The 26,499-nt window shown below is 69.1% G+C and carries 18 protein-coding genes; 10 read left to right on the plus strand and 8 right to left on the minus strand.

What is annotated here, in order from left to right; all coding sequences use genetic code 11:
- Positions 1–19 precede the first annotated feature (19 nt).
- Genes folK through ACOOGH_RS04150 form a run of 3 tightly spaced genes read right to left on the minus strand, consistent with a single transcriptional unit; the run spans position 20 to position 1,682 of the window.
- Entirely contained in the window at positions 20–529 is a 510-nt protein-coding gene (gene folK, locus ACOOGH_RS04140) for a 2-amino-4-hydroxy-6-hydroxymethyldihydropteridine diphosphokinase (RefSeq protein WP_420447711.1), read from the minus strand.
- Positions 526–897, minus strand: coding sequence for a dihydroneopterin aldolase (gene folB / locus ACOOGH_RS04145; protein WP_420447712.1), 372 nt, complete (start codon positions 895–897; stop codon positions 526–528). Before folB ends, folK begins: the two co-directional genes overlap by 4 nt.
- Complete coding sequence (locus ACOOGH_RS04150; RefSeq protein WP_420447713.1) at positions 897–1,682, minus strand: SDR family NAD(P)-dependent oxidoreductase; 786 nt, start codon at positions 1,680–1,682, stop codon at positions 897–899. Before ACOOGH_RS04150 ends, folB begins: the two co-directional genes overlap by 1 nt.
- A gap of 202 nt (positions 1,683–1,884) precedes the next feature.
- Here ACOOGH_RS04150 and ACOOGH_RS04155 point away from each other — a divergent pair, with 202 nt between their 5' ends.
- On the plus strand, positions 1,885–2,871 hold the full coding sequence (locus tag ACOOGH_RS04155; RefSeq protein ID WP_420447714.1) for an NADPH:quinone reductase: 987 nt from the start codon (positions 1,885–1,887) through the stop codon (positions 2,869–2,871).
- Positions 2,872–2,893: 22 nt separating this feature from the next.
- Here ACOOGH_RS04155 and ACOOGH_RS04160 read toward each other — a convergent pair whose 3' ends face one another.
- The 3 genes from ACOOGH_RS04160 to ACOOGH_RS04170 all read right to left on the minus strand — a co-directional run bounded on the left by ACOOGH_RS04160 (position 2,894) and on the right by ACOOGH_RS04170 (position 7,462).
- The gene (locus ACOOGH_RS04160; protein ID WP_420447715.1) at positions 2,894–4,567 is read right to left on the minus strand and encodes a serine hydrolase domain-containing protein; all 1,674 of its coding nucleotides are present in this window, start codon (positions 4,565–4,567) and stop codon (positions 2,894–2,896) included.
- A gap of 205 nt (positions 4,568–4,772) precedes the next feature.
- On the minus strand, positions 4,773–6,002 hold the full coding sequence (locus ACOOGH_RS04165; RefSeq protein WP_420447716.1) for a CapA family protein: 1,230 nt from the start codon (positions 6,000–6,002) through the stop codon (positions 4,773–4,775).
- Positions 6,003–6,022: 20 nt separating this feature from the next.
- Entirely contained in the window at positions 6,023–7,462 is a 1,440-nt protein-coding gene (locus tag ACOOGH_RS04170; protein ID WP_420447717.1) for an amidohydrolase family protein, read from the minus strand.
- Between the two features lie 207 nt (positions 7,463–7,669).
- Here ACOOGH_RS04170 and ACOOGH_RS04175 point away from each other — a divergent pair, with 207 nt between their 5' ends.
- Both ACOOGH_RS04175 and ACOOGH_RS04180 read left to right on the plus strand, forming a co-directional pair.
- Positions 7,670–10,846: a PD-(D/E)XK nuclease family protein gene (locus ACOOGH_RS04175; protein ID WP_420447718.1), complete on the plus strand. Its 3,177-nt coding sequence runs from the start codon at positions 7,670–7,672 to the stop codon at positions 10,844–10,846.
- Positions 10,843–14,487, plus strand: coding sequence for a UvrD-helicase domain-containing protein (locus ACOOGH_RS04180; protein ID WP_420447719.1), 3,645 nt, complete (start codon positions 10,843–10,845; stop codon positions 14,485–14,487). The genes ACOOGH_RS04175 and ACOOGH_RS04180 overlap by 4 nt, the downstream gene beginning before the upstream one ends.
- Positions 14,488–14,508: 21 nt before the next feature.
- On the opposite strand, the gene ACOOGH_RS04185 is transcribed toward ACOOGH_RS04180, so the two are convergent.
- Positions 14,509–15,102, minus strand: a complete 594-nt coding sequence (locus ACOOGH_RS04185; RefSeq protein WP_420447720.1) for a hypothetical protein — start codon at positions 15,100–15,102, stop codon at positions 14,509–14,511.
- Between the two features lie 167 nt (positions 15,103–15,269).
- Between ACOOGH_RS04185 and ACOOGH_RS04190 the strand changes: the two genes are divergently transcribed.
- The 7 genes from ACOOGH_RS04190 to ACOOGH_RS04220 all read left to right on the plus strand — a co-directional run bounded on the left by ACOOGH_RS04190 (position 15,270) and on the right by ACOOGH_RS04220 (position 24,752).
- Positions 15,270–16,283 carry a M14 family zinc carboxypeptidase gene (locus ACOOGH_RS04190; RefSeq protein ID WP_420447721.1) on the plus strand — a complete coding sequence of 338 codons (1,014 nt, stop codon included), beginning with the start codon at positions 15,270–15,272 and terminating at the stop codon, positions 16,281–16,283.
- A gap of 62 nt (positions 16,284–16,345) precedes the next feature.
- Complete coding sequence (locus ACOOGH_RS04195; RefSeq protein WP_420447722.1) at positions 16,346–18,151, plus strand: M66 family metalloprotease; 1,806 nt, start codon at positions 16,346–16,348, stop codon at positions 18,149–18,151.
- Between the two features lie 41 nt (positions 18,152–18,192).
- The gene (locus tag ACOOGH_RS04200; RefSeq protein WP_420447723.1) at positions 18,193–18,708 is read left to right on the plus strand and encodes a hypothetical protein; all 516 of its coding nucleotides are present in this window, start codon (positions 18,193–18,195) and stop codon (positions 18,706–18,708) included.
- A 43-nt stretch (positions 18,709–18,751) separates the two neighbouring features.
- The gene (locus ACOOGH_RS04205) at positions 18,752–20,719 is read left to right on the plus strand and encodes a prolyl oligopeptidase family serine peptidase (RefSeq protein ID WP_420447724.1); all 1,968 of its coding nucleotides are present in this window, start codon (positions 18,752–18,754) and stop codon (positions 20,717–20,719) included.
- Positions 20,716–22,506 (plus strand): N-acyl-D-amino-acid deacylase family protein, encoded by a 1,791-nt coding sequence (locus ACOOGH_RS04210; protein ID WP_420447725.1) that lies wholly within the window; start codon positions 20,716–20,718, stop codon positions 22,504–22,506. The genes ACOOGH_RS04205 and ACOOGH_RS04210 overlap by 4 nt, the downstream gene beginning before the upstream one ends.
- The gene (locus ACOOGH_RS04215; RefSeq protein ID WP_420447726.1) at positions 22,503–24,440 is read left to right on the plus strand and encodes a prolyl oligopeptidase family serine peptidase; all 1,938 of its coding nucleotides are present in this window, start codon (positions 22,503–22,505) and stop codon (positions 24,438–24,440) included. Before ACOOGH_RS04210 ends, ACOOGH_RS04215 begins: the two co-directional genes overlap by 4 nt.
- Positions 24,441–24,527: 87 nt before the next feature.
- A complete protein-coding gene (locus ACOOGH_RS04220) occupies positions 24,528–24,752 on the plus strand; it encodes a hypothetical protein (RefSeq protein ID WP_420447727.1) in 225 nt (74 codons plus the stop codon).
- Positions 24,753–24,756: 4 nt separating this feature from the next.
- Here the strand turns inward: ACOOGH_RS04220 and ACOOGH_RS04225 are convergent, their stop codons facing one another.
- Positions 24,757–26,490, minus strand: coding sequence for a serine hydrolase (locus ACOOGH_RS04225; RefSeq protein ID WP_420447728.1), 1,734 nt, complete (start codon positions 26,488–26,490; stop codon positions 24,757–24,759).
- Positions 26,491–26,499 lie beyond the last annotated feature (9 nt).

Here is a 26,499-nt window from a genome sequence, read left to right on the forward strand (position 1 = left end):
AGGTATGGCCGCCCTGCGGTCACGGCCACCGGACATCGTCGCGCCGCGAGATCCCGGGTTCGTCGCGAAAACGGGTAGCGATCTCGCCCAGCGTGATCCCCAGCGCCGGATGCCGGAAACCCGGCGCGACATCCGCCAGCGGGAGGGCCAAGTGCGCCCGCGTCAGGATCTCGGGATCGGGCAGCCGCAGGTCTCCGCGGTCGACGACCAGCCCCTGCACGGCCGCGATGTCGACGTCGATCGTGCGGGGCGCGTTCGGATCCGCCGTGCGAACCCGGCCAAGACGGCGTTCCAGCGGGCGGATGACCTCGAACTTCAAATCCTCCGGCGAGAGGGCCGTCGTGACGCGCACGGCGGCGTTGAGGAAGCGGGGCATGTCGGGGCTCCCGACCGGAGTCGCTTCGTAGATGGGCGAGGCCCCCTCGATGCCGAGCAGTTCGTCGAGCGCGTCGAGTGCCGCGACCATGTGCCGCTCCGGGTCGATGTTCGAGCCCAGCGCGAGAAGAGTCGTTCGGGGAGTCGTGTTCACGCGAAGTCCGCCGCCGTCCGTTCAACTTCGATCCCCACCGAACGCGCGTAGCGCAAGGCGCCGGGCTTCTCGACGCGGACCCTCGCCTTCGCCGCGCCGAAGTCGACGATCGCGATCCGCGCGAGTTGGTGGGCGAGGGCTTCGACGAGATACGGCTCCGCGGTTTCGACGTGCGCGATGACGCGCTTCGTCAGCGTGCGGTAGTTCAGTACGTCCGCGACATCGTCGGACTCGCCCGCGGCCCGCGCGTCCACCGACAGGGACAGGTTGATCACGATGTCCTGTTTCTTCTCGCGTTCCCAGTCGTTGACTCCGATGATGCCCCTGATGAGGAGGTCGCGGATGAGGACCTTGTCCGAGGCCGCCATCAGACCCTTCCCCCCGTCAGCAGGTGTTCGCCGCCATCCACGTGTATCGTCGCTCCCGTCACATAGTCGTTTTCGGCCAGGAACCGCGCCGCGTGCGCTACTTCCTCCGCATCGCCCGTCCGCCCGAGCGGGACGCGACGGCCCTTCTCCCGCCAGGCGGGATCCTTCTCGGTCTCCCCGGGAGGCGGAAGAATCGGTCCGGGGACGATCGCGTTCGCGCGCACCTCCGGCCCCAGTTCACGGGCCGTCATCGCGGTCAGGTGCAGGAGTCCCGCCTTGCTGACCCCGTGCGGTGCAAATCCCTTCCAGGCCGCGATCGCGGACATGTCCGACATGTTGATTATGACACCGGGCGCCCAAGGTTCCCCTCGGCTTCCGCTCCGCTCGGTCACGGCGCGCATGCGGACCGCGGCTCGCTGCGTCATGAGGAAGGGAGCCCGCAGGTTGAGCGCCTGTGCCGCGTCCCACTCGGAGACGGTCGCCTCGTCGAACGGGGTGCGTTCGAAGCTCGCGGCGGAGTTCACCAGAATGTCGAGGCGCCCGAACGCCGCGTCGAACGCCTCGAACAGGCCGTCGATCTGCTTAGGGACCGTAAGATCCGCCGCGCCCGTTGCTGCCCGGCGCTCCACGGCCCGCACGTCCTCTGCGGTTCGCCCGGCAGCGTCGGGCGAACTCCGGTAGTGGATGAAGACGTCGCACCCGGCCTCCGCCAGACCCAGCGACAACGCACGACCCAGCCGGCGTGCCCCGCCCGTGACGAGTGCGACGGTCCCCTCGAGTCTCACTGCGCCTCTCCGTTCACTAGTGCTCCCGTGGTCTGCGAACACCGGCTGATGTCTCCGGGCGTGTGCTTCCCCGGCGCTCCGCCACCGGCGAAGCGGGAATGTACGAGGTTCGCGGGCGGATGGAGCATTGCACGCGGAGGCGGCGGGCGCCCGATTGCGGCGCACCCGCGACCGGCGCGGAGAGGAGATCCGGAGGAGGCGCGTGAAAGCGATCTGGTACGAGACGACCGGTCCCGCCCGGGACGTGCTCCGGTTCGGGGATCGGGACGCCCCGGTCCCCGCGGCGGGTGAGGTTCGGGTCAGGCTGGCCGCCTCCGGGGTGAATCCGTCGGATACGAAGCGGCGGGCCGGCTGGATCGGACTGTCGATGCCCCACCCCCGGATCATACCGCACTCCGACGGGGCGGGGACGATCGATGCGGCGGGCGAAGGCGTGGATCCGGAGCGGATCGGCGAGCGCGTCTGGGTGTGGAACGCACAGGGCGGCGAGCGCCCGTTCGGGACCGCCGCCGAGTACGCCACGGTGCCGGCGGCGCGGGCCGTGCCGTTGCCGGAGAGCGTCCCGTTCGCCGCCGGCGCCGGGCTTGGTGTGCCCGGCTGCACAGCGCACTACGCCGTCTACGGGGATGGTCCGGTCGGCGGGAAGCGGATCCTCGTGCAGGGGGGCGCCGGGGCGGTCGGCCACCTCGCGGTTCAACTGGCCACGCTGGGCGGGGCCAACGTGATTGCCACGGTGAGCAGCGCGGCCAAGGGCGAGGTGGCCCTCGAGGGCGGCGCCCGGTACGCGATCGACTACCGGAGCGAGGATGTCGCCGCCAGCGTCCTGGATCTCACGGACGGGAAGGGCGTGGATCGGGTCGTCGAGGTGGACCTGGCCGCGAATCTGGAGACGGATGTCGCCGTGCTGCGGGAGAACGGCGTCATCGCGTCGTACTCGTCAACCTCCGGCCCCGAACTGCAGCTCGCCTACTACCCGCTCGCCTTCAAGGACCTGCGCATCCACTTCGTGCAGGGCTACCTGCTGCCGGCCGCGGCCCGCCGCGCCGCCGTCCGCGATCTCACGACCTGGCTTGCGGCCGGGCAACTCGAAGTGCGAATCGCCGCGACGTTCCCTCTCGCGGAGACGGCGTCCGCGCACGAGGCCCTCGAGTCCGGCCACGCGGATGGGAAGGTCCTCGTGGAGATCTGATGCCGGCCGCAGGCTGCGTGGCTTACTCCACGCGCTCGAAGCGGAGATCCCAGACCCGGCCCTGGCTCAGACTCGCCTGCGTGACGCGGCCCATCCCGTCGCGGTGGAAGATGAAGGTGCTGCCGCCCTGCGTGAACGCGTCCGGATAGACCGGTGCGAGCGACTCGCCGTCGCCATAGCGGTCCTTCAGCACCAGCGCGCCGTCCTCCACTTCGACCCGGTACGTCACCTCCGCTTCGTCGCTGCGGTACGTACCGACATACGCCGCCAGATCGGCGGCCGTCGGTTCGAACGCGCCGACGGGTTCGATGCGCACCCCGTCGGCCACGGGTGTGTTCATGGTCGCCGCGGGCCGCGCTCCGCCGTCCGCCGTTCCCTCGAAGGTGATCGATACGCCCGCCGCCGAAGCGAACTCCGTGTCGCTGCGGGCCGCGAGTTGCATGCCGCCCAGCCCTCCGCCCAGGCGGAGCGAGGCGCCGTCCGCCGTCAGCTGCATGAACTGGCCGGTTCGCGTATCCCGGTATCCACCGGCCAGGGCGGCCACGGCGGAGGGGTCCACGTCGGCGCGCGCCGGATCTTCCGCCACCTCCTCGCTGACCGCGTCGGCGAGGTAGAGTTCGGCCACCGAGCGGGCGAGGCCGCCGGGGTTCGCCTGGGCCGCGTTGCACATCACGGACACGGCCAAGCCGTGGTCGGGGAAGCGCGTGAGAAAGCCGCGGTAGGCGGCCGTGCCGCCCGAATGCTGGACCTCCCGCACGCCCTTGTACTCGCCGACGAAGAGTCCGCCCGCGTAACTGATCTGCCGACCGGAGTCGAGCGTCCCCTGCTCGTGCATGAGACGGATGAACTCCGGTCCGCCGACTTCGCCGGTGTCGAGATTGTGGGTGAACTTCAGGAGGTCTGCTACGGTGGTGAGGAGGCCGCCGTTGCCGTGCACGTTCTCGAACGGCATCAGCATGTGCCATTCGTCGTCTTCTCCGCGCCGGTATCCCACCGAGCGTTCCTCCACGATCTCCGTAAAGTCGTCCCGCCACTGCGTCTTCGTCATGCCGAGAGGCTGGAAGATGCGTTCCTGCGAGAACTCGTCGAAGGTCTGGCCGGTCACCCGCTCCACGAGCATCGCCTGGAGGTTGTATCCCGTGTTCGTGTACGAGTAGTACTGACCCGGCTCGTAGTTGAGTGCGCGCTGCCGGCTGGCGATGTCGAGCGCGTGCTTGTGCGTATGGATGCGGGTTGTGCGCGCCCACCCTTCGATGCCGGCGACCGATCCCCAGTCCCGCAGTCCGCTCGTGTGGTGGATGAGCATGCGCACCGTGATCGGCTCACCGTAGTCGGGCATCTCGGGGAAGTACTCCCGGATGTCGTCGTCGAGGTCGATCCGTCCGTCGACGTGCAGGAGGATGGTCGCGGCCGCGGTGAACTGCTTCGAGACGGAACCCGGTTCGAACACGGTCTCGGGCGTGTTCGGAATGTCCCACTCGAGGTTCGCCATGCCGTATGCTCGGGTCATGACCTGCTGGCCATCCCTGGAGACGGCGAAGGCGCATCCGGGGCCGTCCGGAGCGCCGTGGTCCGCGAACACGGCGTCGAGGGCTGCCAGTTCCACGGTGCCCCCCGGCGAGTCTCCGGAGTCCGCGTTCGCGCAGGCGAGTCCTGCGGCAAGGGGAAGGATGAGCGTCCAGAGCGGTGTCTTCATCGTGCGACTCCTGACTGAATGACGGCACACACGGTCTCGTGGTCGGCCGAAACCGCCGGAACGGCCGAATCTGCAATGTCGGCTCGCGGACCCGTCCCGTCGAGATCCCCGGAGCGGTCTACTGCACTCGTTCGAAGCGGAGGTCACAGACGCGCCCCTCGCTCAGACCTGCCTGCGTGACCCGTCCCGTCGCGTCTCGCCGGTCTCAGCGCGCGATATCGATGACGCCGGCGTTCCCTTCGATGCGGAGTGTGGTGTCGAACTCGGCCGAGCGCGTCCGAATGTCCTCGAGCAGCGCGTGAGCGGCCTCGCCTTCGAGGAGATACGGCTGCGACAGGGCATCGCCGCGGCCGGCCACGGGGAGGACGTCCACGCGGGTGGCGCCTCCCGGCCCGATGTGAAAGCGGACCGCGATGTTGTCCATCCAATAATCGTGTCCGTGCCCGAAGATGAAGTTTCCCATCGAGTAGACGATCGGCTTGCCATCTCGAATCTCGATCCCGCGCGGAACATGGGGATGGTGTCCCAGGATCGCGTCGGCGCCGGCGTCGAGGACTTCGTACGCGGAAGCTCGCATCCCGGGATGCACCTCTTGGCTGTTCTCGATCCCCCAGTGGAAACTCACCGCGACGAAATCGACGCGGTCGCGTACGCGCGCGATGTCTTCCCGGATCAGGAGCGGATCCATGGGGACGACGCCCGACTGGCTTGGCGTGGCGAAGGAGGATCCCCCGTCGTTCACGAACTGGGCATAGGCGAGAAATGCGACCCGGAGCCCGCCGCGCTCGACGATGTACGGGCGGCGGGCGTCGGCAAGGTCCCTTCCGGTCCCGACGTGGCCGACACCCGCTCGGCGCAGATGGTGGATCGTGTCGATGAGCCCTTCTCCCTCTGCGTCGAGCGAGTGGTTGTTGGCCGTCGCCACGACATCGATCCCGGCCCACGCGAGGGCATCCGCGAAGGCCGAAGGCGTGCGGAAAGCACCGCTCCAGCGCGCGTCGTCCGAGAGCGGCGTCTCCAGGTTGCCGAAGGCGATGTCCGCGTTGCGCAGTACATCGGCCGCACCGAGAAACGGATAGCGCGCCTCTTCCTGGCCATCCTCGAAGGAGAGGCCGTAGTGGTGGGCCCGGAGGTGATGCGCGTCCTCCGTGATCAGGGTCGTGTCGAGCGACGCTTCGAGGAAGTCGCGGGAGGAGGGCGTGGCGGCGTATGGGACCCGGATCCAGCCATCTCCCCGGTGCCAGAGGACGTTGCTACGCCCCGAGGGCGGAGCGTCGTAGAACACCGATGGCGCTTTCGTGGCCCGCGACCACTCGATGTCTCCCACGGCGACGAGCGTGATCTCCTGGCCCGAAAGAGCGCGGGACGACACGGGGGCCACGGCGCAGCTCGCGGCGATGAGCGTGCCGACCACGGAGTTACGGAAGTGGGGCATGGGGGCCTCCGGTGTCTGAACTACTCTGTCGGTGCCACCGCCAGGATTTCGGCGGGATCGAGCGCGCGTCCGGCGCGCACCACGGTTCGGATGCGCCTCGTGTTGCGGATGTCCTCGAGAGGGTCCGCCTCGAGGAGTACGAGATCGGCCTCCAGCCCTGTCTCGACAGCGCCCCGGTTCCCCTCCTCCTTCAGAATTCGCGCGTTCTCCAGGGTCGCGGCAGACAGTACCTCCGCGGCTGGCATGCCGGCCTCGACGAGGAACTCCATCTCGTGGTGCAGGGAAGCCCCCGGCGCGACCTGCGGCTCCGGCGCGTCGGTTCCGACAAGGAGCTGCACGCCCGCCTCGTGGAGCATGCCGGTGAGCCGCAGGTATTTCTCCCACGTCCCCTCGCGCACGGAAACGGGCGCCGCGCCCCAGTCCAGGCTTCGGCGCTCCCGGTCCGCGTCCCAGAACGCCTTGAGGCGGGCCGGCATCGAATCGTGGTCGGGGTGCCCGTAGACCTCGGGCAGATCCATGAAGAGGAGCGTGCCCCAGAAGACCATGAGCGTCGGATCGACGCGCGTGCCGTGCTCGGCGATGAGGTCGACGAGGCGGCGCGCTTCGTCGGAGTCGAGGTTGATGGAATGGCGGTCGTCGGGGTCGTCGAGGAGGAAGTTGGACACCGTGTAGATGTGCTCGATGCAGTCGAGCCCGTCGCGGACGGCGTCCGCCGTGTGGTAGTCGAGGAGGTGTCCGCTGACGACGAGGTCGTGCTCGTGGCCGACTTCGATGACGCGGCGCCCGACCTCGCGCCCGGTGCCGACGTAGATCTTGAGCGTCTTCACGCCCCACGCCGCCATGTCCGCCACGAAGGGGTTCACGTCGGCGGGACTCGCCAGATACCAGCCGACGTCCGGGTGCCAGGGCGGGTTCTTGTCGATCAGGAAGCTGCAGCGGAAGACGTTCGGCGAGATCTCCGGGTGGTCGTCGGCGTAGCGCTCGATGAGACGCTGGGCCGGGACGTTGTCTCCCGTGCTGCGGATCGAGGTCACCCCGTGTCCGAGGTAGAAGGGCAGGACCTCGTCGCCGGTCATGTGCGACTGGTAGAGGATGTGGGTGACGTGCACGTGTGCGTCGATGAGCCCCGGAAGGACGAAGAGGCCGGACCCGTCGATGCGCGTGGCGCCCGCGGCGGCATCGCTGTTGGCGTTCAGGTCGGCGGCGGGGGCCAAGGCTTCGATGCGGCCGGCCCGGACGAGGACGCTCGTGTTGGGGACCATGGCGCCGGCCCGGGCGTCGAAGACGCTGGCCCCATCGATGAGCAGCGGGGGAGGCGGCGCGCCGCCCGCGCCGGCCGACAGGGCGCCGGCCGCGGCCGCGCGTTCCGCCCGCTGCAAGTCCCCGTCGCAGCCGAGAGCCAATCCGGCACCGGCCAGCGCGGCACCCTGCAGGAAGTCGCGGCGGTCGATCCCGGCCATGGACCGCTACGCCGAGATGAAGCGGAGAACGCCGCGTAACGGAAGTCTCATGGGCTCTGGTTCCTCCGGCCGTGGGGCCGTTGAAGTGGGCCGAACCTGGCGCCGGGTGCGATTCTGAGGATCGCCGACGGCCCTCCCGGGCGTCAAGCACGGCGAGGTTCGCTCGGAGTTGATGGCGTGTTGCGTTCGCGGCGATAGGTTGTGTCCATGTCCGTGCCTTTTGCCCACTTCATCGTCTCCCCGACCGCCGCCGTGCGCTTCGACGCGGCTCGATGTTGGCTCGGAGCGCAACCCGCCAACGAGAGCCTGACCGTCATCGGCGAGACGCTGTCGGGTCCTCACGAACTGCTACTGCGCGGAGCCCGAATGGTCGGGGCTGCGATGGGCTGGCGCCGCACCACTCTGCGCCTTCTGGCCGGCGAACTCGCGCGCTCCCGGCTCGCGTCCGATGGGAGGACGAGCGGGGATGCGACGGCCCGCGACGCCATCGTGGGACGGGCGCTGATGGGGCTGGATCCGAAGAAACTCGGACGCCTGGAAGCGGTGTCGGACACGCCCGGCTTCGTTCCCGCCATGGGAGGGGCCGTGGACGCCCTCCGCATGGCGGGAGTCGCCTCCGCCGAGATCGCCGCGAACGACCCGGATCTCGCCGCACTTGCCGAGGCCATCGAGGCGGAATGGCGGACGGCCGGGCTGGCCGATCGCGCCGGCGTGTACGAGGCCGCCGTGTCCGTGGTCGGCGATCCCGGCTCCCGGCACCCGGTCCTGGAGGGCCGCTTTCTCATTCTCGACGCCCGGATCTGGGCGGAACTGGAGGGGCGGTTCGTGGCCGCTCTCATCGGGCGAGGCTGCGAGTTGCTTGCGACCGTGCCCGAGGGAGACGACCGCACGCTGCGGGCGCTGGAGGGAGCGGGCGCCCGCCGTAGGGACCCCCCCCGGATGCATGAGGGCTCCACCGGTAACGCCGGCGCCAATGCCGCGCCCGCGGGGATCCAGCGCCTCCACACGCATCTCTTCGGCCCGGCGCCGTCCGTTTCCGGCGCCGACGACGCCGTCACGGTGTTCTCCGCCCCTGGCGAGGGCCGGGAAGCCGTGGAGATCGCCCGCAGGATCACCGCGCTCGCCGAGGCCGGAACGCCCTTCGACCGGTGCGCGGTCCTCCTCCGGCAGCCCGAAGATTATCGAGCCCATCTCGAGGAAGCCCTGGCACGCGCGGGGGTCCGGCCCTGGTTCGCGCGCGGAGTCAGGCGCCCGAACCCGGCGGGCCGGGCCTTTCTCTCCCTTCTCCGCTGCCGGGCCGAGGACTACTCGGCGCTTCGCTTTTCCGAGTACGTCTCGATCGGGGAGGTGCCGGCTGAGGGCGCGGAGGAAGAAGTGCCGCGCCGGTGGGAGCAGTTGCTCGTCGAGGCCGGGGTCGTCGTCGGCCTCGATCGCTGGGAGCGGCGACTCGATAGTCTCGCCGCGGAACTCGAACTCCGACGTGAAGCGATGCGGGCGGAGGACCCCGAAAACCCGCGCCTCGGCACGATCGACGGGAGGCGCGCCAATCTCGCCTGTCTCCGGGAGTTCGCCCTGCCGCTACTGTCGGAACTGTCCGCGCTGCCCGCGGAGGCCCTCTGGGAGGATTGGCTGACCGCGCTGACCGCTCTCGCGACCGGCTCGCTTCGGAGGCCGGACAACGTGCTCTCCGTGCTGTCCGGCCTGGCGCCCATGGGGCCGCTGGGCCCGGTGAAGCTGGAAGAGGTCCTGCGGGTGCTCACCCCGCGACTCTCGGGAGTCACCGAGCCTCCGCCCGCGAGCCGCTACGGCCGCGTCTTCGTAGGACCCATCGACGCGGCGCGCGGCCTGGCTTTCGACGTCGTGTTCGTCCCGGGCCTGGCCGAGCGCATGTTCCCTCCCAAGATCGGGGAAGACCCGATCCTGCTGGACGAGATGCGGGACCGGCTGGCTCCGGACCGCCTCGTGACGAACCGCGATCGCGTTCAGCATGAGCGGCTCGCCTTCAGGCTGGCGGTCGGGGCGGCACGGAAGCAGGTCGTCCTCTCCTACCCGCGCATCGACGCCATGAAGACCCGGCCCCGGGTCCCATCCTTCTACGCGCTCGAGGCGATGCAGGCATCGGAGGGCCGGCTGCCGGGCTTTGAGGAACTCGCGCAGCGGGCGGAGGAAGTCTCCGAAGCCCGAATCGGGTGGCCGGCGCCGAAGTCGCGCGAGCAGGCGATCGACGAAGCCGAGTATGACCTCGCGGTGCTCGATGAACTCGACAAGCACGATCTCCGCGGCGAGAGTGCGGTGAAGGCGGCGGGTCACCTCCTGCACTCGAACCCGCACCTCGCGCGTGCCCTCCGCTTCCGCGCCTACCGCTGGGAGGTGCCGCGCTGGACGTGGGCGGACGGGCTCGTGCAGCTGTCCGAGCGGGCAACGGAAGCGCTGGCGGAGCAGTCCCCCGGCGTCCGTCCCTACTCGGCCACGGCACTGCAGCACTTCGCGGCCTGCCCCTATCGCTTCTACCTGCAGGCGATCCAGGGTCTGCGTCCGCGCGAGGCGCCGGTCGCGATCGAGGCGCTCGACCCGCTGCAGCGCGGTTCGCTCGTACACCAGGTCCAGTTCGAACTCCTGACCCGACTCCAGGCCGAGAGCACGCGGGAGCGTCCCCTCCTTCCGGTTGGGCCGGAGAACGACGCGCGGGTCTCCGAACTCCTCGAGGAGGTGCTCGAGAAGGTGGCCGGGGACTTCAGGGACCGCCTCGTGCCGACGATCGACCGGGTCTGGGACGACGGCATCGAGGCGATCCGACAGGACCTGCGGGAGTGGCTGCAGCGCGAGAGCGACAGCAGATCGCCCTTCGAGCCGTGGCGCTTCGAACTCTCTTTCGGGCTCCCGCAGGATCCGAACCGGGACGTGCACTCCGTCGCGGAACCCGTGGATCTGGACATCGGACTGAAGCTTCGGGGCGCCATCGATCTCATCGAACGGACCCCCAGGGGCGTCCTTCGGGTCACGGACCACAAGACGGGCCGCAACCGCGCGAAGGCCGGCGCGACGATCCAGGGGGGTGAACTTCTGCAGCCGGTCCTCTATGCCCTCGCCGCCCAGTCGCTGTTCCCGGAGCAGCGCGTGGAATCGGGCCGGCTCTACTACTGCACGGCGGATGGCGAATTCCGGGATCACGTCGTGCCGCTCGACGACCGGGCGCTGGAGGCGGCGGGGGTCCTGAGCGAAATCGTGAGCGGGGCCTTCGAGGCCGGCAGTTTCCCGGCGCTTCCGCGGGAGGACGCCTGCCGCTGGTGCGACTACCGGCAGGTGTGCGGTCCCGACGAGGAACGCCGCACCCGCCGGAAGCCCCCGCCCGTCGAACTGCGGCGGCTGAGGGAGTACCCGTGACCCGGCCCCCCAGGCTCGCCGACCAGGAGGCCCGCGACGCGATCCGGAACGATCTCGATGACACGCTGTTCGTCGAGGCGGCCGCAGGGACGGGAAAGACGACTGCGCTCGTGGGCCGGATCGTCGAGGTGCTGAGACGTGGCCTGGGCAAGCTGGAGGACATCGTCGCCGTCACCTTCACGGAGAAGGCTGCCGGCGAAATGAAGCTCAGGCTGCGAGCGGAGATCGAGACGTCTCGGCTGGGCGAGGAGTCCGAGGAAGGCCGTGCGCATCTCTCCCTCGCACTCGAGAAGCTCGAACTCGCCCACATCGGCACGATCCACGGCTTCTGCGCCGACCTGCTGCGGGAGCGGCCGGTCGAGGCCGGCGTCGATCCGGCGTTCCGGGTCGCCGGCGAGGACGAAGCCGGACATCTCCTCGATGGGGCCTTCGAGGACTGGTTCGAGGGTGCGCTGGCGGACCCGGGTCCGGGCGTGAGGAGGGCGTTGCGCCGTCGCTACGCGCGAAATTCCGGCGGTCCCCGCGCGGCCCTGCGGGCGGCGGCCGGCAGTCTGGTGGATCAGCGCGACTTCGATGCGCGCTGGTCCAGGCCGGAGTGGGACCGGAAAGCGCAACTCGACCACGCCCTCGACCTCCTGCGCGAACTCGCCGCCTTCGCGCCACTGGCCTCCCGCCCGGACGATTATCTCACGCAGAACCTGCGCCACATCGAACGCGGCGTGCGCGAAATCGATCTGCGGGAGAAGACGCGCGGGCGCGACCACGATTACCTGGAGGCGTGGTTGCGTCCTTTCGTACGCGCGCGCTGGCGTGGCTGGTTCTGGCGCGGCTTTCGCTCGCGGGATTTCGGCGGCGGCCTCGCGAAGGCCGACGTTCTCGCGCGCCGCGACGAGGTCCGGGCACAAATCGAGGAAATCCTGCACACGGCGGATGCGGACCTGGCGGCGCACCTGCGCGACGAGGTCTGGCCCGTGACGGAGCGCTTCGAGAGGGCGAAGCGGCGCCAGGGGTGCCTCGACTTCGTGGACCTCCTGATCCGCGCGCGGGACCTCCTGCGGGACGATACGGAGATCCGGGCGCACTACCGGGAGCGATTTACGCGCTTTTTCGTCGATGAATTCCAGGATACGGACCCGCTGCAGGTCGAGATCCTTCTCCTCCTGTGCAGCGAGGACCCGGAAGAGACGCGTCCGGAGCGCCTCGTGCCCGCCAGAGGCAAGCTCTTCGTCGTCGGCGATCCGAAGCAGTCGATCTACCGTTTCCGCCGGGCGGACGTGACGCTGTACGAGCGGACCAAGAGCCGCCTGGAGGGGGTGGATGCCCGGGTGCTGCACCTGTCCACAAGCTTCCGGTCGCAGCCCCGTCTGCAGGCCGCCGTGAACGGGGCCTTCGCGACGCGCATGGAGGCGACCGAGGATGGCAGCCAGGCGGCATATGTGCCGCTCATGCCCTTTCGCGCAGACACGGAGAGCCAGCCCGCCGTCATCGCTCTGCCGGTCCCGAAACCCTACGGACGCTTCGGGAAGATCCGGGGAATCGAGATCGAGGCATCGCTCCCCGTCGCGGTCGGAGAGATGGTGCGCTGGCTCGTCGACGAGTCGGGCTGGGTCGTGACGGAACGGGAGCGGCCGGAGGATCCGGTCCTGGTCCAGGCGCGCCACATCTGCCTCCTCTTCCGGCGCTTTCAGAAGTGGGGACAGGACGTGACGCGCCCCTATGTGCGTGCGCTCGAAGACCGCGCCATTCCCCATGTGCTGGTCGGCGGCCGCTCGTACCACGATCGCGAGGAGGTACTCGCCGTCCGGAACGCGCTCACGGCCACCGAGTGGCCGGACGACCGGCTGGCGGTCTATGCCGCCCTCCGGGGTCCCCTCTTCTCGCTCGGTGACCGCGCGCTGTTCGAGTTCGGTGTCGACGTGGGTCCGCTGGATCCCCTCGACGGTTGGGAGCCGGACGGCGGCAACCGGAAGAACGGCGCGAACGGGGGCGGCACGGCGCTCAAGCCCGAACTGCGGGACGTGGCGACGGTCCTCGGGCTTCTCGGCGATCTCCACCGGCATCGGAACCGGCGCCCGATTCCGGAGACGATCCGGCGCCTGCTCTCGGCTGCGCGCGCCCACGCGGGGATTGCGATCTGGCCGACGGGCGAACAGGCGCTGGCCAACGTCCTGCGGCTGGTCGACCGGGCGCGTGCGTTCGAGCGCCGGGGCAGCCCTTCTTTCCGCGCGTTCCTCGACCGCCTCGAGGAGGAAGCCGAGCGCGGACAGTCCGAGGAGGCGCCGATCGTGGAGGAGGGGACCGAGGGCGTGCGGATGATGACGGTGCACAAGGCCAAGGGTCTCGAGTTCCCGGTCGTCATACTGGCGGATATGACCTGCCGCGCGGCGCACGATCCGCCGTCACGCCACATGGACGCCTCCCGACGCCTCTGGGCCCAGCGCCTCTGCGGTGCGACCCCGCGCGACATCCTGGATAACGCCGAACTCGAACGGCGCCGGGAGATGGCCGAGGCGGACCGGCTCGCCTACGTGGCGGCCACCCGGGCGCGCGATCTGCTCGTCGTGCCGGCCCTCGGGGACGGTCGCGACGGCAGCGGAGGGTTCCCCGAGGAAGAAGAGGAATGGTGGCTCGAGTCACTGAATCCGGCTGTCTATCCGCCGCCCGATGAGTGTCGCCAGCCGATGTCCGCCGAGGAACTGGGGATTCCGACCTTCGGCGAAGAGTCCGTGCTCGACCGCCCCGACGGAAGAGGCGGTCAGCGTCCTCGACCGCGCGACTCTGTGGCGCCCGGCCTCCACACCGCGAAGGCTGGTACGGAGGTCGTGTGGTGGGATCCCGTCGCGCTCGATCTCGACGTGGATCCGCGCGCGGGCGACCGCCAGCGCCGACTGCTCGAGGTCGAGCGGGAGGAACAGCCCACGCTGGATGTGGAGGCGGGGAGCGGCGCGCACCGGGAGTGGCAGGCGGCTCGGGCGGCGAGGTTGGAGGCGGGGGGACGCCGGACGATGTCGGTTACGACGGCCAGGGCGATCGCGCGTCGCGCCGCGGAAGCCGCCGAAACCGGCGACACGCCCCGCGCCGACACGCGCGTCACCTGGATCGAGGTGCCGCGGCCGGAAGCCGAAGGGCCAGCGGGGACAGGCCGCCCGGGAGGCGAGCGGTTCGGTGATCTCGTCCACCGCATACTCGCCGACGTCCCCCTCGACGCCGACTCAGAGGCGGTCGCGGGGCTGGCAGAGGCGCTGTGTCGCGCGCTGAGGAGTCCAGCCTCAGAAATCTCCGCAGCGGCGGCTCTGGTGGCTCGCGCGCTGGAACACGAAGTGCTCGACCGGGCGCGGGCCGCGCTGGCCTCCGATCGCGGCGCGGTGCGTCGCGAGATCCCGGTCTTCCACGTCGAGGACGCCGCGAGGCCGGATGGGGGGCAGGGCCGTGAACAGGACGCGGCCATCGTCGAGGGGGTCGCGGACCTCGCCTTCCGCGAGGTGACTGCCTCCGGCCCCTGCTGGACGGTCGTCGACTACAAGACGGATCGGCGGCCTGCAGAAGGGCGCGTAGAATACGAGGTGCAGGTAGCCTGTTACGTCGAAGCCATCGGGCGGGCCACCGGAGAGCCGGCGCGAGGCCTGGTGCTTGCTTTGTGAGGGACAGGTAAGGGGCACGGGTCAGGTCGGCGACCCGTACTTCTCGCGGTGGAGTTCGGCCGCCCGGTCGGACCACTCCTTGAGCCGAATCCGCGCCCCGAGCCCCTTGCCGAGTGCGTCGAGATCTTCGGAGGTCCACCGGGCAAGGTCGAGGTAGGTCCTGTAGCCCAGCTCGTGCAGCCGCGCCTCGAAGGTGGGGCCGATCCCCTTGATTCGCGTCAGGTCGTCACTCTCACCCGACGCCCCGGCGCCCACCGCTTCCGCTACCGCCGGGCGCGCACCTTCCGTGCGTCCCTTTCGCTTTGGCGCGCGCCCGTCGCGCCGCGACGGATCCACGCCTCCGCTCGCCTGGGGGTCCAGCTTCGAGAGGCGGGCGTACAGGGAGTCCCGCTCGGCCTTGATCTTTCGACGTGCCGCCTCGGATTCGAGCCGCGCCCGCTCGAGCGCCCGCCGCGCGTCCTCCTCGATGGCGGAGAGGCGGTTGTCGAATCGACGCTTGAGCGTCAGCTCTCTTCCCGCGATCTGTCGGCCGCGGGTCCACCAGCCGACCAAGAACCCGACCAGCGCGACCAACACCAGCCACAGAAAGACGATCGGGGTCAACACTTCCATCATCTCCGAGCGGACTCCGGGTTCCGGCGTACTCCTGCCGCGAGGTGACGCGGAGCGGGGACGCAATGTAGGGTCAAGGAGGACACTGCCCAACCCCGCCGCGTTCGCATAAGAGCCCGAACGCGCCGGCCGAAAGGAGAGCCCTGCTGACTGGACGATTCGACCGGATCATGTCCGGCCGTGACGTGCCCTCGACCTCGGAGTCCGTCCTCGGGTCGTCTCGCGAGGGATGTCCGATCCCCGGTTTCTGCTTCGGGAGAGGACCCGTAGCCGTGAGTCTGCTCGGCGGCTGCCACGCCGATGAACCGGTAGGCCCCCGTCTCCTGCGTCGTCTCGCCGGCTACCTGGCGGAACTCGACGCGGAGGACCCGATGCTCACGCGCTATCAGTGGTGGATCATCCCGCACATCAATCCCGATGGCGGGGCCCGGAACGCCGCGTGGCAGGATTCCGACGCGAACGCGTACGATCTCGGCCGCTACCTGGCGGGCAAGGTCCGGGAGCTGCCGGGCGACGACATTGAGTTCGGCTTCCCGCGCGGCGATGCAGATCCCGGAGCGCGGCCCGAGAACCGCGCGGCGTACGACTGGTGGCGCACCTGTGACCGACCGTTCGTGCTGCACGCCTCGCTGCACAGCATGGGGTTCGCCGCCGGCCCCTTCTTCCTCATCGATCGCGCCTGGGAAGATCGGTGCGAGGAGTTGAAGGCGTCATGCCGGGACCGTGCACGGGCCCTCGGCTACGTGCTGCACGATGTCGAGCGGCACGGCGAGAAAGGTTTCTTTCGCTTTCAGCGTGGGTTCGCCTCGCGGCCTGACTCAAGGCGCATGGCTGCGCACTTCGAAGCCCTCGGCGACACCGCGACCGCGTCCCGTTTCCGGCCGAGTTCGATGGAAACGCTGCGCTCCTTCGGCCACGACACGCTCACCCTTGTCTCCGAGATGCCGCTCTTCATCCTCCCCGGTGTGGGCGAAACGCCGGGGCCGCCGGATCCGGTCGCCGAACGTTGGAAGAGACGGCTCGAAGAGTGGAGGTCGGAGCTGTCTGCGGGAGCCGCTCCGGCCGCTGTTTCGCGTGCCGCGAGGCAGGAAGGACTCGTCCCCATGCCCGTGCGAGATCAGATGGCGCTGCAATGGACGTTCATCGCCGCGGGCTTGCGTCAGATCGGCGATCCGATGGCGTGAGGTCGCGGGGTGTCCGGGTTCTCAGCTTGCCCGCGATGCGGCCGATCAACAACGTGGTCAAGGTGAACAGACTTCTTCCAGTGACCATCCTCGCGGCCGTCGGCTGCAGCGACCTCGCTTCGCAGCCGGAGCGGGTTCCGAGCGCGCTCGAGCTTCTCCCCGCCGACGCCACCGTGCTCGAAGGCGAAACCGTCCGTTACCAGTTCCGGGTGCTGGATCAGAGCGGTGCGGCCTTCAGCAGGATCCCGGCCTGGGCGCCGCCGCGCTGGTCCGTGTTAGATCCGTCGATCGCCGCGGTCGAATCCGACGGAGAGGTCATCGGCCTCGAGGGCGGCCGTGAGACGCGGGTCGGCGTGGGGGTGGCGAGCATGCAGGCCGGAGCCTGGGTGAGGGTGAACCCCCTGAGCGTGAAGATCGGGGCGTCCGCCGTACACCTGACTCAGGCGGTCCAGACGCTTGGCGGGGAGGTGCCCCTGATCGCGGGCCGGTCCGCGCTCCTTCGAGTCTTCGTCACGGGCGACAGGGCGAGCTTCTATCGTCCCCGGCCGCTGGCGACGTTCTACGGTGACGGCGCCCCGATCCACACGATGCGGCTGGATCCCGCGGTGGATCGGATTCCCATGATGCCTGATGAGAGCAGTCTGGACCGGTCCTTCAACGGAGTGGTCCCCGGGTGGGTCCTCCAGCCCGGTGCCGAACTCGTCGTGGAACTCGATCCGGACGGCGTCGTGCCTGCCATCCCCGGCAGCGACCGGCGCGTGCCCGCAGACGGACGCCTGAGGCTGGATGTGCGTTCCGTCCCCCCGATGGATCTGACGGTGGTGCCGGTCTTGCACGCGGGTGACAGCCAGGCGGCGTTGGCCTGGGTCGAAGGAATGTCGCCGACCAGCCCCAAGATCACGTTCGTGCGTTCCGTTCTTCCGATCGGGGAACTGGAAGTGACGGTTCACGAGCCCTATCGGACGGAGGCGGACCTCGCGACCGTCGGCGGCTGGTTCAGCTTGCTGCGCGAAATACGCGTGCTGCGCCTTACGGAGGGAGGACGGGGCTACTACTACGGAGCCTTTGCGCCGCCTCCCGAATCCCCGTACAAGGGTCTGGGATACATCGGAAGGCCCCCCGGCGTGGGTATCCTCGACATCGACACCTTTGCTCACGAACTGGGTCACAACATGGGACTCAGGCACGCCCCCTGCGGCTCGGTGGTGAACCCCGACGCGAACTTCCCGTATGAAGACGGCTCGATCGGAGCGTTCGGATACGAGACCCGTGCCGGAAATACGCGGATCGTCGATCCGGCCGAGTATCGGGACCTGATGACTTACTGCGACCCGAGCTGGATCAGCGACTATCACTTCGTGAAAGCGATGGAGTACCGGCGCGAGCACGAATCGCTGATTCTTCGGAGTACCGACCCGGAGCCGACGCTCCTTCTCTGGGGGAACGCCGGCCCCGGGGACCTTCTGCTCGAGCCGGCATTCCTGATCGACGCGCCTCCGAAACGACCGACGAAGGCGGGTCCGTATCATCTTGCAGGGTTCGACGCGGTTGGCCGATCCCTGTTCTCGTATTCCTTCGCCCCGGATGAAGTAGAGCACGGAGGCGGACAGTTCGCCTTCGCCATTCCCTACGAAGACCGTTGGGGCGGTCCGGGGGGACTCGATCATGTCCGGCTTTCGGGCCCGGATGGCACCGTCAGCATCGAGCGGTCGGGGAGCCGCCGGGCGTCGCTGGTCATGGATCCGGGCACGGGTCGCCTGCGCGGTATTCTGCGAGGACGGGACATGGCTCCACCCTGGGTCGATGGCATGGAGATCGTCGCCAGCGACGGAGTGCCCGTGGTCGGGGTCTCGGGCCCCCGCCAGTGAGAATCCGGCTGTCCCGCGCCAGTCTCGCCTTGGCCTTGGGTGTGACCGGTGCGCTGCTCGCGGGCCACGGCGCTCGGGCCCAGACCTCCGTGGAGGTGCGGACCGGTCTCACGGTGGGGAACCACACGGCCACGGCGGCGGGACTCGACTGGGTTCCCGCGTTGTCGCACGAGATCCGGATCGCGAGGCGACTGCGCCCGCAGGTCGCCGTTACCGCGGCGTACGTCCGCACCGCGTTCGGGTGCAGGGAGGGTTTCTGTCGGGGGAGCGAGCCGACGGTCACGGGCAACCACGCCGCGCTGGGCGCCGAAGTGTCGTGGCGCCGGCTGTGGGGCCGCGTCGGTGTGCTCTACGGCGCCGCCCGCGTCGGGACGGAGGGCGAGACGCCGAACACGGGCCCCGGCCTGCAAGCGGGTGCCGGACTGCGCCTGCGCTTCGGCCGGCTGCGCGTCGGGCCGGGCCTCTCCTGGCGGCGCATGGCCGCGAACACGCCGTCGAGTGCCGATCACGCGGTCGCGCTGGGCTTCGATCTGGGCGTCGGCTTCGAATTCGACTAGTGTCGACACAGCTTCGAACGGATCAAACATACCGGAGGGTCGGATGTACTCCCCACGCCGCCGGAACTGCCTCAAGCGACGCCTGCTGCAGGGGTCGATGGCCTTCGGGGTCGTCTTCACCGCTGCCACCTCCCCGGTTGCCGCCCAATCGCTCGATGACTGGCTGACCGTCTCCCGCGTCGGAGAGTTCGCGTGGTCGGCGGACGGCGAGCACATCTTCTACACGTCCAATGCCGACGAGTCCGGCACGCGGGCCATCTTCCGCGTGGGGTCGGACGGCTCCGACCCGGAGCGCCTGGGCTGGCCACCGCCGGGTGTCCGCCCGGAGCCCGCCCAAAGCCTTCAGGTATCCCCTTCGGGCGAAGAACTCATCTTCGTCTCGGCGAGGTACTATCAGGGCTACGACAACCTCTGGCGGCTGTCCGCCTCGCCATCGGGAGGCGAACCGAGGCCGATCACCTTCAACGACGCCGTGATCGAGACCGCGCCGACGCTCTCGGCGGACGGCCGCACCGTGGCCTACCAGGTCCGCACGCCGGCGGGCCCCCGGATCTTCCTCCGTGACCTCGACGATGTGACGGCCTGGCCCCGACTCTTCACGCCGGGCGATGTGAACGAGACGTCGCCCCGCTTCTCGCCGGACGGTCGTTCGATCGCCTTCTCGAGCGCGGGCGACATCCGGATCCGGGGACTCGACGGCACCGAGCGTCGCGTCGTGGTGGACCCCGCGGTCGGGGGCGGAAACGGCGGCTTCGCATGGTCTCCGGACGGGACGCGGCTCGCGTTCACGAATGCGCGCAGCGGTTGGGCCCAGGTCGCCGTCGTCGAGATCGCGAGCGGGGACGTCACGCCAGTTACGTACGAGGAGCGTGAGCACGGAGGCGTCTCCTGGTCTCCCGACGCACGCTGGCTCGCTTTCACCCGCTCCGACGCATCGGGTTTCTCGAACCAGGTCGTCGTCGCCCCCGCGGACGGGACGGGGACGGCCCGTGAGATCACGGCTGGGAAGGGGCGGCGCTCGCAGCCTCGTTTCTCGCCCGACGGCGACGAACTTGCGTGGATCGAGCAGTCGGGTACCCGCACCCCGGACATCTGGAAGACCGCGTGGAACGATGGCGCGGGGGGCGAACGCCCGGTCCAGGTCACGAACTTGATGGGACGCATCGACCCGTCACGGCTGAGCGAGGCGGAGGAGGTCTATTATCCGGGGCCCGACAACCTGCCCATCCCGACGCTCCTCTACCGTCCCCACGACTTCGATCCGGCACGCACCTACCCGGTGATCGTCCGCCTGCACGGCCACCCTGGGCAATGGAACCACTCGTTCGAGATGATGCGGCAGTACTGGGTCCAGCGCGGCTTCATCGTCGTGGCCCCGAACCCGCGCGGGAGCCGCGGCTTCGGCCAGGGATTCCACGACCTCCACATCGCCGACTACGGCGGGGTCGAGTTCCAGGACGTGATGAACGTCATCCCCTTCCTCGAGGGACTCGGCTACGTCGACATGACACGGAAGGCGACATGGGGCGGGTCGGGCGGCGGCTACATGAGCCTCGTGATCGCGACCGAGGCGCCGGACGCCTTCCAGGCGCAGGTGATCCGGGCGCCGGTCTCCGAGTGGCGTCTCCTGGCCAATGACCGCTTCGCCGCCTCGGGCCGCCACTGGACGGCGGGCCGTACCCCGCGCCGTGAGCGCTCGGAGTTCGGCGGGCCGTACGAGGAGATTCCGGAGGAATACGAGGAGAGATCACCCGTCAACTTCGTCGACAACGTGCAGGTCCCGCAGTTGCTCCTGCAGGGACTCAGGGATGCCGCGGTCCCTCCGCGTCAGTCGCAGGTGTGGGCCGAGCGCATGCGGGACGCGGGGAAGGGAGACCTCCTCACCTACATCGAGTATCCGGATGAGGATCACAGCCTGAGACGCTACAAGACGACGGTACGGGACATCCTCGAGCGCATGGACGCGCTCTTCACACGCCATCTGAGGCTCGACAGGGAGTCCGCGCCATGAGATTCCGAATGCCGGTCCTGACCGCCGTCGCCGTTCTCCTTGCGGCCTTCCCGGCGTCCGCGCAGACGTACGATGTCCTCATCCGGGATGGGCGCGTGCTCGACGGCTCGGGGAACCCGTGGTTCCTCGCCGACATCGGGATCCGGGGCGACGAGATCGTTGCAGTCGGCGACCTGAGCGGCGCGACGGCGGATCGGGTCGTGAACGCGGCGGGAAAATACGTCACGCCCGGCTTCATCGCGCTCCACGAGCACATCGAGCCGGATATTCTGGACGGCTACGGCACCGTCCCGAATTACACAACCCAGGGCTTCACGACGGCCGTCATCAACACGGATGGCTTCAACTTCGGCGCGAGCGAGCCGCTTTGGCCGCTCGAGCGGGAGCGCGAACTCCTCGAGGCCGCGGGCACGGCGCTCAACCTGGCCCTTCTCGTCCCGCACGGGATCATCCGCAACATGGTGATGGGGACGGCGCCGGAAGAGGTGATGCGCTATGCCACGCCTGCGGAGATCGACCGCATGCGGGCGCTCGTCCGACAGGGGATGGAGGAGGGCGCGTTCGGACTATCGACCGGACTCGAGTACACCCCGATGCGGTATTCCTCCGAGGAGGAGGTGCTCGAACTGGCGAAGGAGGTTGCGCCCTATGGTGGTCACTTCCAGGCCCACATGAGGAGTCAGGGCCGGTATCCGAAGTGGCAGCTGCCGAGCCACATGGACCACCCCACGCAGCGTCATGTCTCGTGGATGGACGCGATCATGGAGATCCTCACCATCGGCCGCGAGGCGGGGATACCGGTGATGGTCGACCACATCCACCCCAAGGGCCCGCGGGAATGGGGGATGAGCAAAGTCACGACCCAGCTCATCGACGACATGTGGGAGGACGGCCACCCGGTCTACCTCAACATGCACTCCTATGAGGGATACTCCGCCTACGTCACGCTCATGCCGCGCTGGGCGCTCATCGAGGGAGAGGTGCTGGGGCAGAGCATGGCGGACGACTTTCCACCCGTCGAGTACGGGGACATGCGGGCCAACCTCCGGGACCGGCTCGCGGATCCCGCCACTAGGGAGATGATCCGGCGCGACGCGGAGTACGAGATGATCCGCCAGGGGGGGCCGGAGAACCTCCTGATCACGGACTTCCCCGACAGATCGCTGATCGGGAAGACGCTGGCGGAATTGGCCTCGGAGCGCGGGGAGACGCCGTTCGAGACGGCGATCTGGCTGCAGATGAACGGGTTCGACCGGCCGGGAGGCGTCTTGTGGATGGCGCAGGCGGTGGGGACGGAGGACATCGTCGAGTGGATGGTGCAGGACTACACGGCGGTCACGCTGGACCGCGGCGGAGACCGGCCCGACATCCGTGACAACCCGGCCGTGCACCCCGGCCAGTACGGCACCTCCGGGCGTCTGATCCGCGAGCATGTGATGACGCGGGGGACGATCACGCTCCCGCACGCGATCCGCTCGCTGACGGGTCTCGCGGCCCAGATCCTTCGTTTGCCCGACCGCGGCCGGCTCGCGGCGGGCATGAAGGCGGATGTCGTCGTCTTCGACCCTGAAACCATCCGAACCGAGGCCACCTACCTGGACCCGTTCGTCTTCCAGGAGGGGATGACGCACGTCCTCGTGAACGGCGAGTTCGTCGTGGACGGCGGGGCGCCGACGGACGCGCTTCCGGGCGAGGTACTGCGCCGCCTCGGGATCGAAGGCGGCGGCCACGAGCGAACAGATGCCGGACTGACAGGACCCGAAACAACGGCGAAGGGGGCGGCGTGAAGGACGCGAATCGGCTTGTCGGTACTTCGTGGATCGTTTCTCTGATCCTGGTCGCGGCGGCGTGCGGGGCGCTCGGCGATGCGGGGCCCGGAGGTGGCGCGCCGGCGGCACTCGACCTCACGCTCGACAACATCCACCGCAACAACGCGGGCGTGCGGGGCGTCTCCATCTCGCCGGACGGCCGTCACCTCGCGGTCTCCGGCTCGGGGCCGGACGGTTCGGGGCTGTTTCTCGCGGCTCGTGGCGAGGGAGGCGGCTTCGGGACGCTGCGCTTCTGGCTTCAGGGTTCAAGCCCGGCCTGGGCCCCCGGTAGCGGCCGGATCGCCTTCGCGTCCGGGGGTGAGATCCGGGTGGCGGACGTCGGCGACGTCGAAGCGCGCCCCGTGATGGAAGCAATGGAGGGCGTGCGGACGCCCGCCTTCTCGCCGGATGGGCGGACGATCGCGTTCTACTCGACGGCGAGCGGCCACCAGGACATCTGGCTCGTGCCGGCCGACGGCTCGGCCCCGCCGCGCCAGCTGACCGAGGCCGCCATGGCCCTGGACGATCCGCGCTTCGCGCCCGCGTGGCGTCCGGACGGCCGAGAGATCCTCTACGTGTCGAACGCCTCCGACTATTGGCACGACGACCTGTGGCTCGTCGATGTCGAAACCGGAGACCGGCGGCAACTCACGCGGTCGCTGATGGCGATGTCCATCCCCGTTTGGTCTCCGGACGGCGACCGGATCGCCGTGTTCGGCACCGCGAAGGATGAGTACTGGTACGAGGATCTCTCCTACATCTACGTGCTCGAGGATCTGGAGGCGGACGCCGGGGCTTCGGAGCGCATCGTGGACATGCAGGTCTACGCCACCGATGCGGCCATGCGGCACGCCCCGTCGTGGTCAGCGGACGGCGCGTTCATCTACTTCCCCTACCTCGAACGCGGAACCATGAACGTGTGGACGGTTCCCGCCTCGGGCGGCGTGGCCACGCGCGTCACGCACATGGACGGGACGATCTCCAGCGTCAGCCACACGGCGGGCGCCGGGGCACTCGCCTTCGTCCACTCCTCGCCGACGCGGGGCGGGGAGGCGTTCTCTCTGGACCTGATCGGCGGCATCGCGCAGCGGCTGACCTCCTTCTCGCCGGCGTGGCGGTCCGTCGGGGCGCCGCAGGAGATCGCCTTCCCGAGCTTCGATGGGCTCCGGATCCAGGGCTTCCTCTACCGCCCCCCGCAGCTAGCCGAAGGCGCCACCTGCCCGGCGCTCGTCCAGGTACATGGAGGTGGCACGAACTCATACCGACAGGGTCTGAACCTCACCGAGCAGTACCTCGCCTCGAAGGGGTTCGTGGTGCTCGCGATCAACTACCGCGGGGGGTCCGGGTTCGGGCGCGAGTTCCAGGATCTGTCGGTCGAGGACTGGCTGTGGGACCAGGCGCGGGACGCGGGAGCAGCGGCCGATTTCCTGCGCACGCTGCCCGAAGTGAACGGGAAGGTGGGGATCTACGGCGGCAGCTACGGCGGGAGCATGTCGCTGTCGGCGATCAGTCTGACGCCGGACAAGTTCGACGCGGCCGTCCCCATGCGCGGCGCCTACTCGAAGCTGAACACGCTCGAGTACACGGATCGGCTCGGGAAGATCTTCTCCGTCACCGGACACGGCGGCACGCCCGAGGAGCGGCCCGACACGTACGCCAAGAGCAATGTCGTGTCGCGCATCGCCGACATCACCGCTCCCGTTCTCCTCATGCACGGAGAACTCGACCGCCGCGTGCCGATCCAGAACTTCGAGAACGCAGTGGCCGAATTCGAGCGGCTCGGCAAGAGCGTGGAGGTGAAGACGTACCCGGATGAAGCACACGGTTTCCGGGACCCCGACAACCGCGTCGACACGTACTCGCGCCTGGAGGAGTTCTTCACCCGGCACCTCGGCGGCTGCGCCAGGGGCTGAGCGCCGCCGGTCTGGAAACCGCTATCGCCGGCCGTCCGTACGAAGTGACGGCGCGGGCGTGGCCCCGCCGGTCGAGAAATCCGGACGATGGTTTGGAGGAGACAGGTGAAGAACCCATTGACAGCCGCCGTACTGAGCTTCCTGGTACCCGGCGTCGGGCAGTGGTACAACGGCAAGTTCCTGCGCGGACTCTTCTGGTTAGTCGTGACCCCGGGCCTGTGGCTCGGAACCGGCGGCACGCTGGGCTGGATCTGCCATATCGTGTCGGCGGTCACGGCGTACAGCTACGCGAACCGGCTGTACGTCCGCTGACGCGTCAGGGCACACGCTCGAAGCGGCCGTAGTAGTCCATCTCGACGCCCGTCACGCGGGCGGTGTCGTCGAGCATGAACGAGACGCCGATCCTGACGTCGCCGAACCACATGTCGAAGCGGTCGACGTGCCAGTGTTCGAGAGGCATCCGCACCGACCGCTCCCGGCCATCGAACTCGGCTACGAGCCGGAGTTCGCCGGCCGACTCGCCAACTCCGTTCGCCGACCCATTACCCGCCCCGTTGCGTTCGGCTTCTGCCGAGGCGCTCGCGGCCGGACGTTCGTGCACGCCCGGAGTCGCGTCCCAGCGTCCCAGCCGGCCCTCGGCGGGCATGAGCGGCGGGATCGCTTCGTCCGTCAGCCGGATGCGCAGCTCGCCGGCGTAGCCGTTGTGGTAGGTGCCGACGTAGGCCTCGAGTGGCACCGAAGGACCCTGGTCGAGCCGGGCCGCCTGCCGCGCCTCCTCCGCCTCGAAGGTCCGCCGGTTCCCCTCGGCGACGCTCTGCTCGAATTCCGCATGCCAGTCGCGGTTCCGCAGTTCCTCCGTCCCCACGAAACGTGCCATCGCCCACTTCGTGAGCACCCACGGAAGCTCCGAGTTGCGGTTCGTCGTCGCCCACACGCCGAAGCCCTGTTCCGGCGCCAGCGCGATCGAGCAGTTGAACCCCAGGGCGTTGCCTCCGTGGCCCACGCCGGTGACGTCCCCGAATCTGCCCGTCGACCAGCCCATCGCGTACGCACCCGGCCCCTCGAAGGGCATCCAGCTGCTCGGGTTCCGGATTACGGTGTGCGGCGTGTGCATGAGTTCGACGGACGACCGGGAGAGCGGCGGGTCGGGGTGGGTGCCGACGTGGAACCGCATCCACTCGGTGATCTCGTCAGCCGACGTGATCACGCCGCCGGAGGGCACGGTGACGTCCTCGGCGTACTGCCAGGGCACGGGCTCCAGCGGCATCCCCGTGGTTGCCGCGTTCCCGATGAACCTCCGCTCTATGATCGCATGCGGCTCGGCGTGGTTCGGGCTCGCGTTCGCCGGCGCCATGCGCGCCGTGGTGGTCGTCATGCCCAGCGGAGTCCAGAGCTTCTCCCTCGCGTATGAATCCCAGTCCGTTCCCGAGACGGTCTCCACCAGATGTCCAGTGAGAACGAGCATGTCGTTCGTGTATCCGTAGCGGTCACGGAAAGCGTGGTCCGGATCGGTGTGAGGGATCCGCATGAGATAATCCCGCCTGTCCGTGACGAGCGGGCGCAGCGGCTGATTGCTCCCGGTCCCCACGCGGTGCGTTACGATGTCACGCACGCGGATCTCGCGCGTCGTCCACGGGTCGTGGAGGCGGAACCACGGGATGTGGTCCGTGATGCGGTCGTCCCAGCGCAGTTTTCCCTCTTCGACCAGGGAGGCGATCGTGGCGGCCCCGAACGCCTTCGAGCAGGAGCCGATGCTGAACAGCGTCCCACCGTCCACTGGCGTGTCCCGACCCAGTTCGCGCACGCCGTAGCCGGTGGACAGATAGCTCTTGCCTTCATGCACGATGGCCAGACCCAGTCCCGGTACTTCCCAACGCGCCATGGCGTCCTCGACCCACGCGTCGATCTCCTCGACGCTCGGCGGAGGCGGGAAGGGTGACTGACCTTGGGCGGCGGGGGCCGCGAGCAGGATAGCTGCTCCCAGAAGGGCCGCGGTCCGCGCAAAGCAGCGGTGTAGTCGCGGCATGGAAAAACGGCTCGGGAATGTCATTACGTCCTC

Origin of the sequence: Candidatus Palauibacter sp., from assembly GCF_965213655.1 — a bacterium.
In the GTDB taxonomy this organism is placed as follows: domain Bacteria; phylum Gemmatimonadota; class Gemmatimonadetes; order Palauibacterales; family Palauibacteraceae; genus Palauibacter.

What these genes read in the sequence shown, in the direction of transcription:
- folB (WP_420447712.1), bottom strand. Translation starts at nt 897, where the DNA reads ATGGCGGCCTCGGACAAGGTCCTCATCCGCGACCTCCTCATCAGGGGC.
- ACOOGH_RS04160 (WP_420447715.1), bottom strand. Translation starts at nt 4,567, where the DNA reads ATGAAGACACCGCTCTGGACGCTCATCCTTCCCCTTGCCGCAGGACTC.
- ACOOGH_RS04165 (WP_420447716.1), bottom strand. Translation starts at nt 6,002, where the DNA reads ATGCCCCACTTCCGTAACTCCGTGGTCGGCACGCTCATCGCCGCGAGC.
- ACOOGH_RS04170 (WP_420447717.1), bottom strand. Translation starts at nt 7,462, where the DNA reads ATGGCCGGGATCGACCGCCGCGACTTCCTGCAGGGTGCCGCGCTGGCC.
- ACOOGH_RS04175 (WP_420447718.1), top strand. Translation starts at nt 7,670, where the DNA reads ATGTCCGTGCCTTTTGCCCACTTCATCGTCTCCCCGACCGCCGCCGTG.
- ACOOGH_RS04185 (WP_420447720.1), bottom strand. Translation starts at nt 15,102, where the DNA reads ATGATGGAAGTGTTGACCCCGATCGTCTTTCTGTGGCTGGTGTTGGTC.
- ACOOGH_RS04190 (WP_420447721.1), top strand. Translation starts at nt 15,270, where the DNA reads ATGTCCGGCCGTGACGTGCCCTCGACCTCGGAGTCCGTCCTCGGGTCG.
- ACOOGH_RS04205 (WP_420447724.1), top strand. Translation starts at nt 18,752, where the DNA reads ATGTACTCCCCACGCCGCCGGAACTGCCTCAAGCGACGCCTGCTGCAG.
- ACOOGH_RS04210 (WP_420447725.1), top strand. Translation starts at nt 20,716, where the DNA reads ATGAGATTCCGAATGCCGGTCCTGACCGCCGTCGCCGTTCTCCTTGCG.
- ACOOGH_RS04220 (WP_420447727.1), top strand. Translation starts at nt 24,528, where the DNA reads ATGGTTTGGAGGAGACAGGTGAAGAACCCATTGACAGCCGCCGTACTG.
- ACOOGH_RS04225 (WP_420447728.1), bottom strand. Translation starts at nt 26,490, where the DNA reads ATGACATTCCCGAGCCGTTTTTCCATGCCGCGACTACACCGCTGCTTT.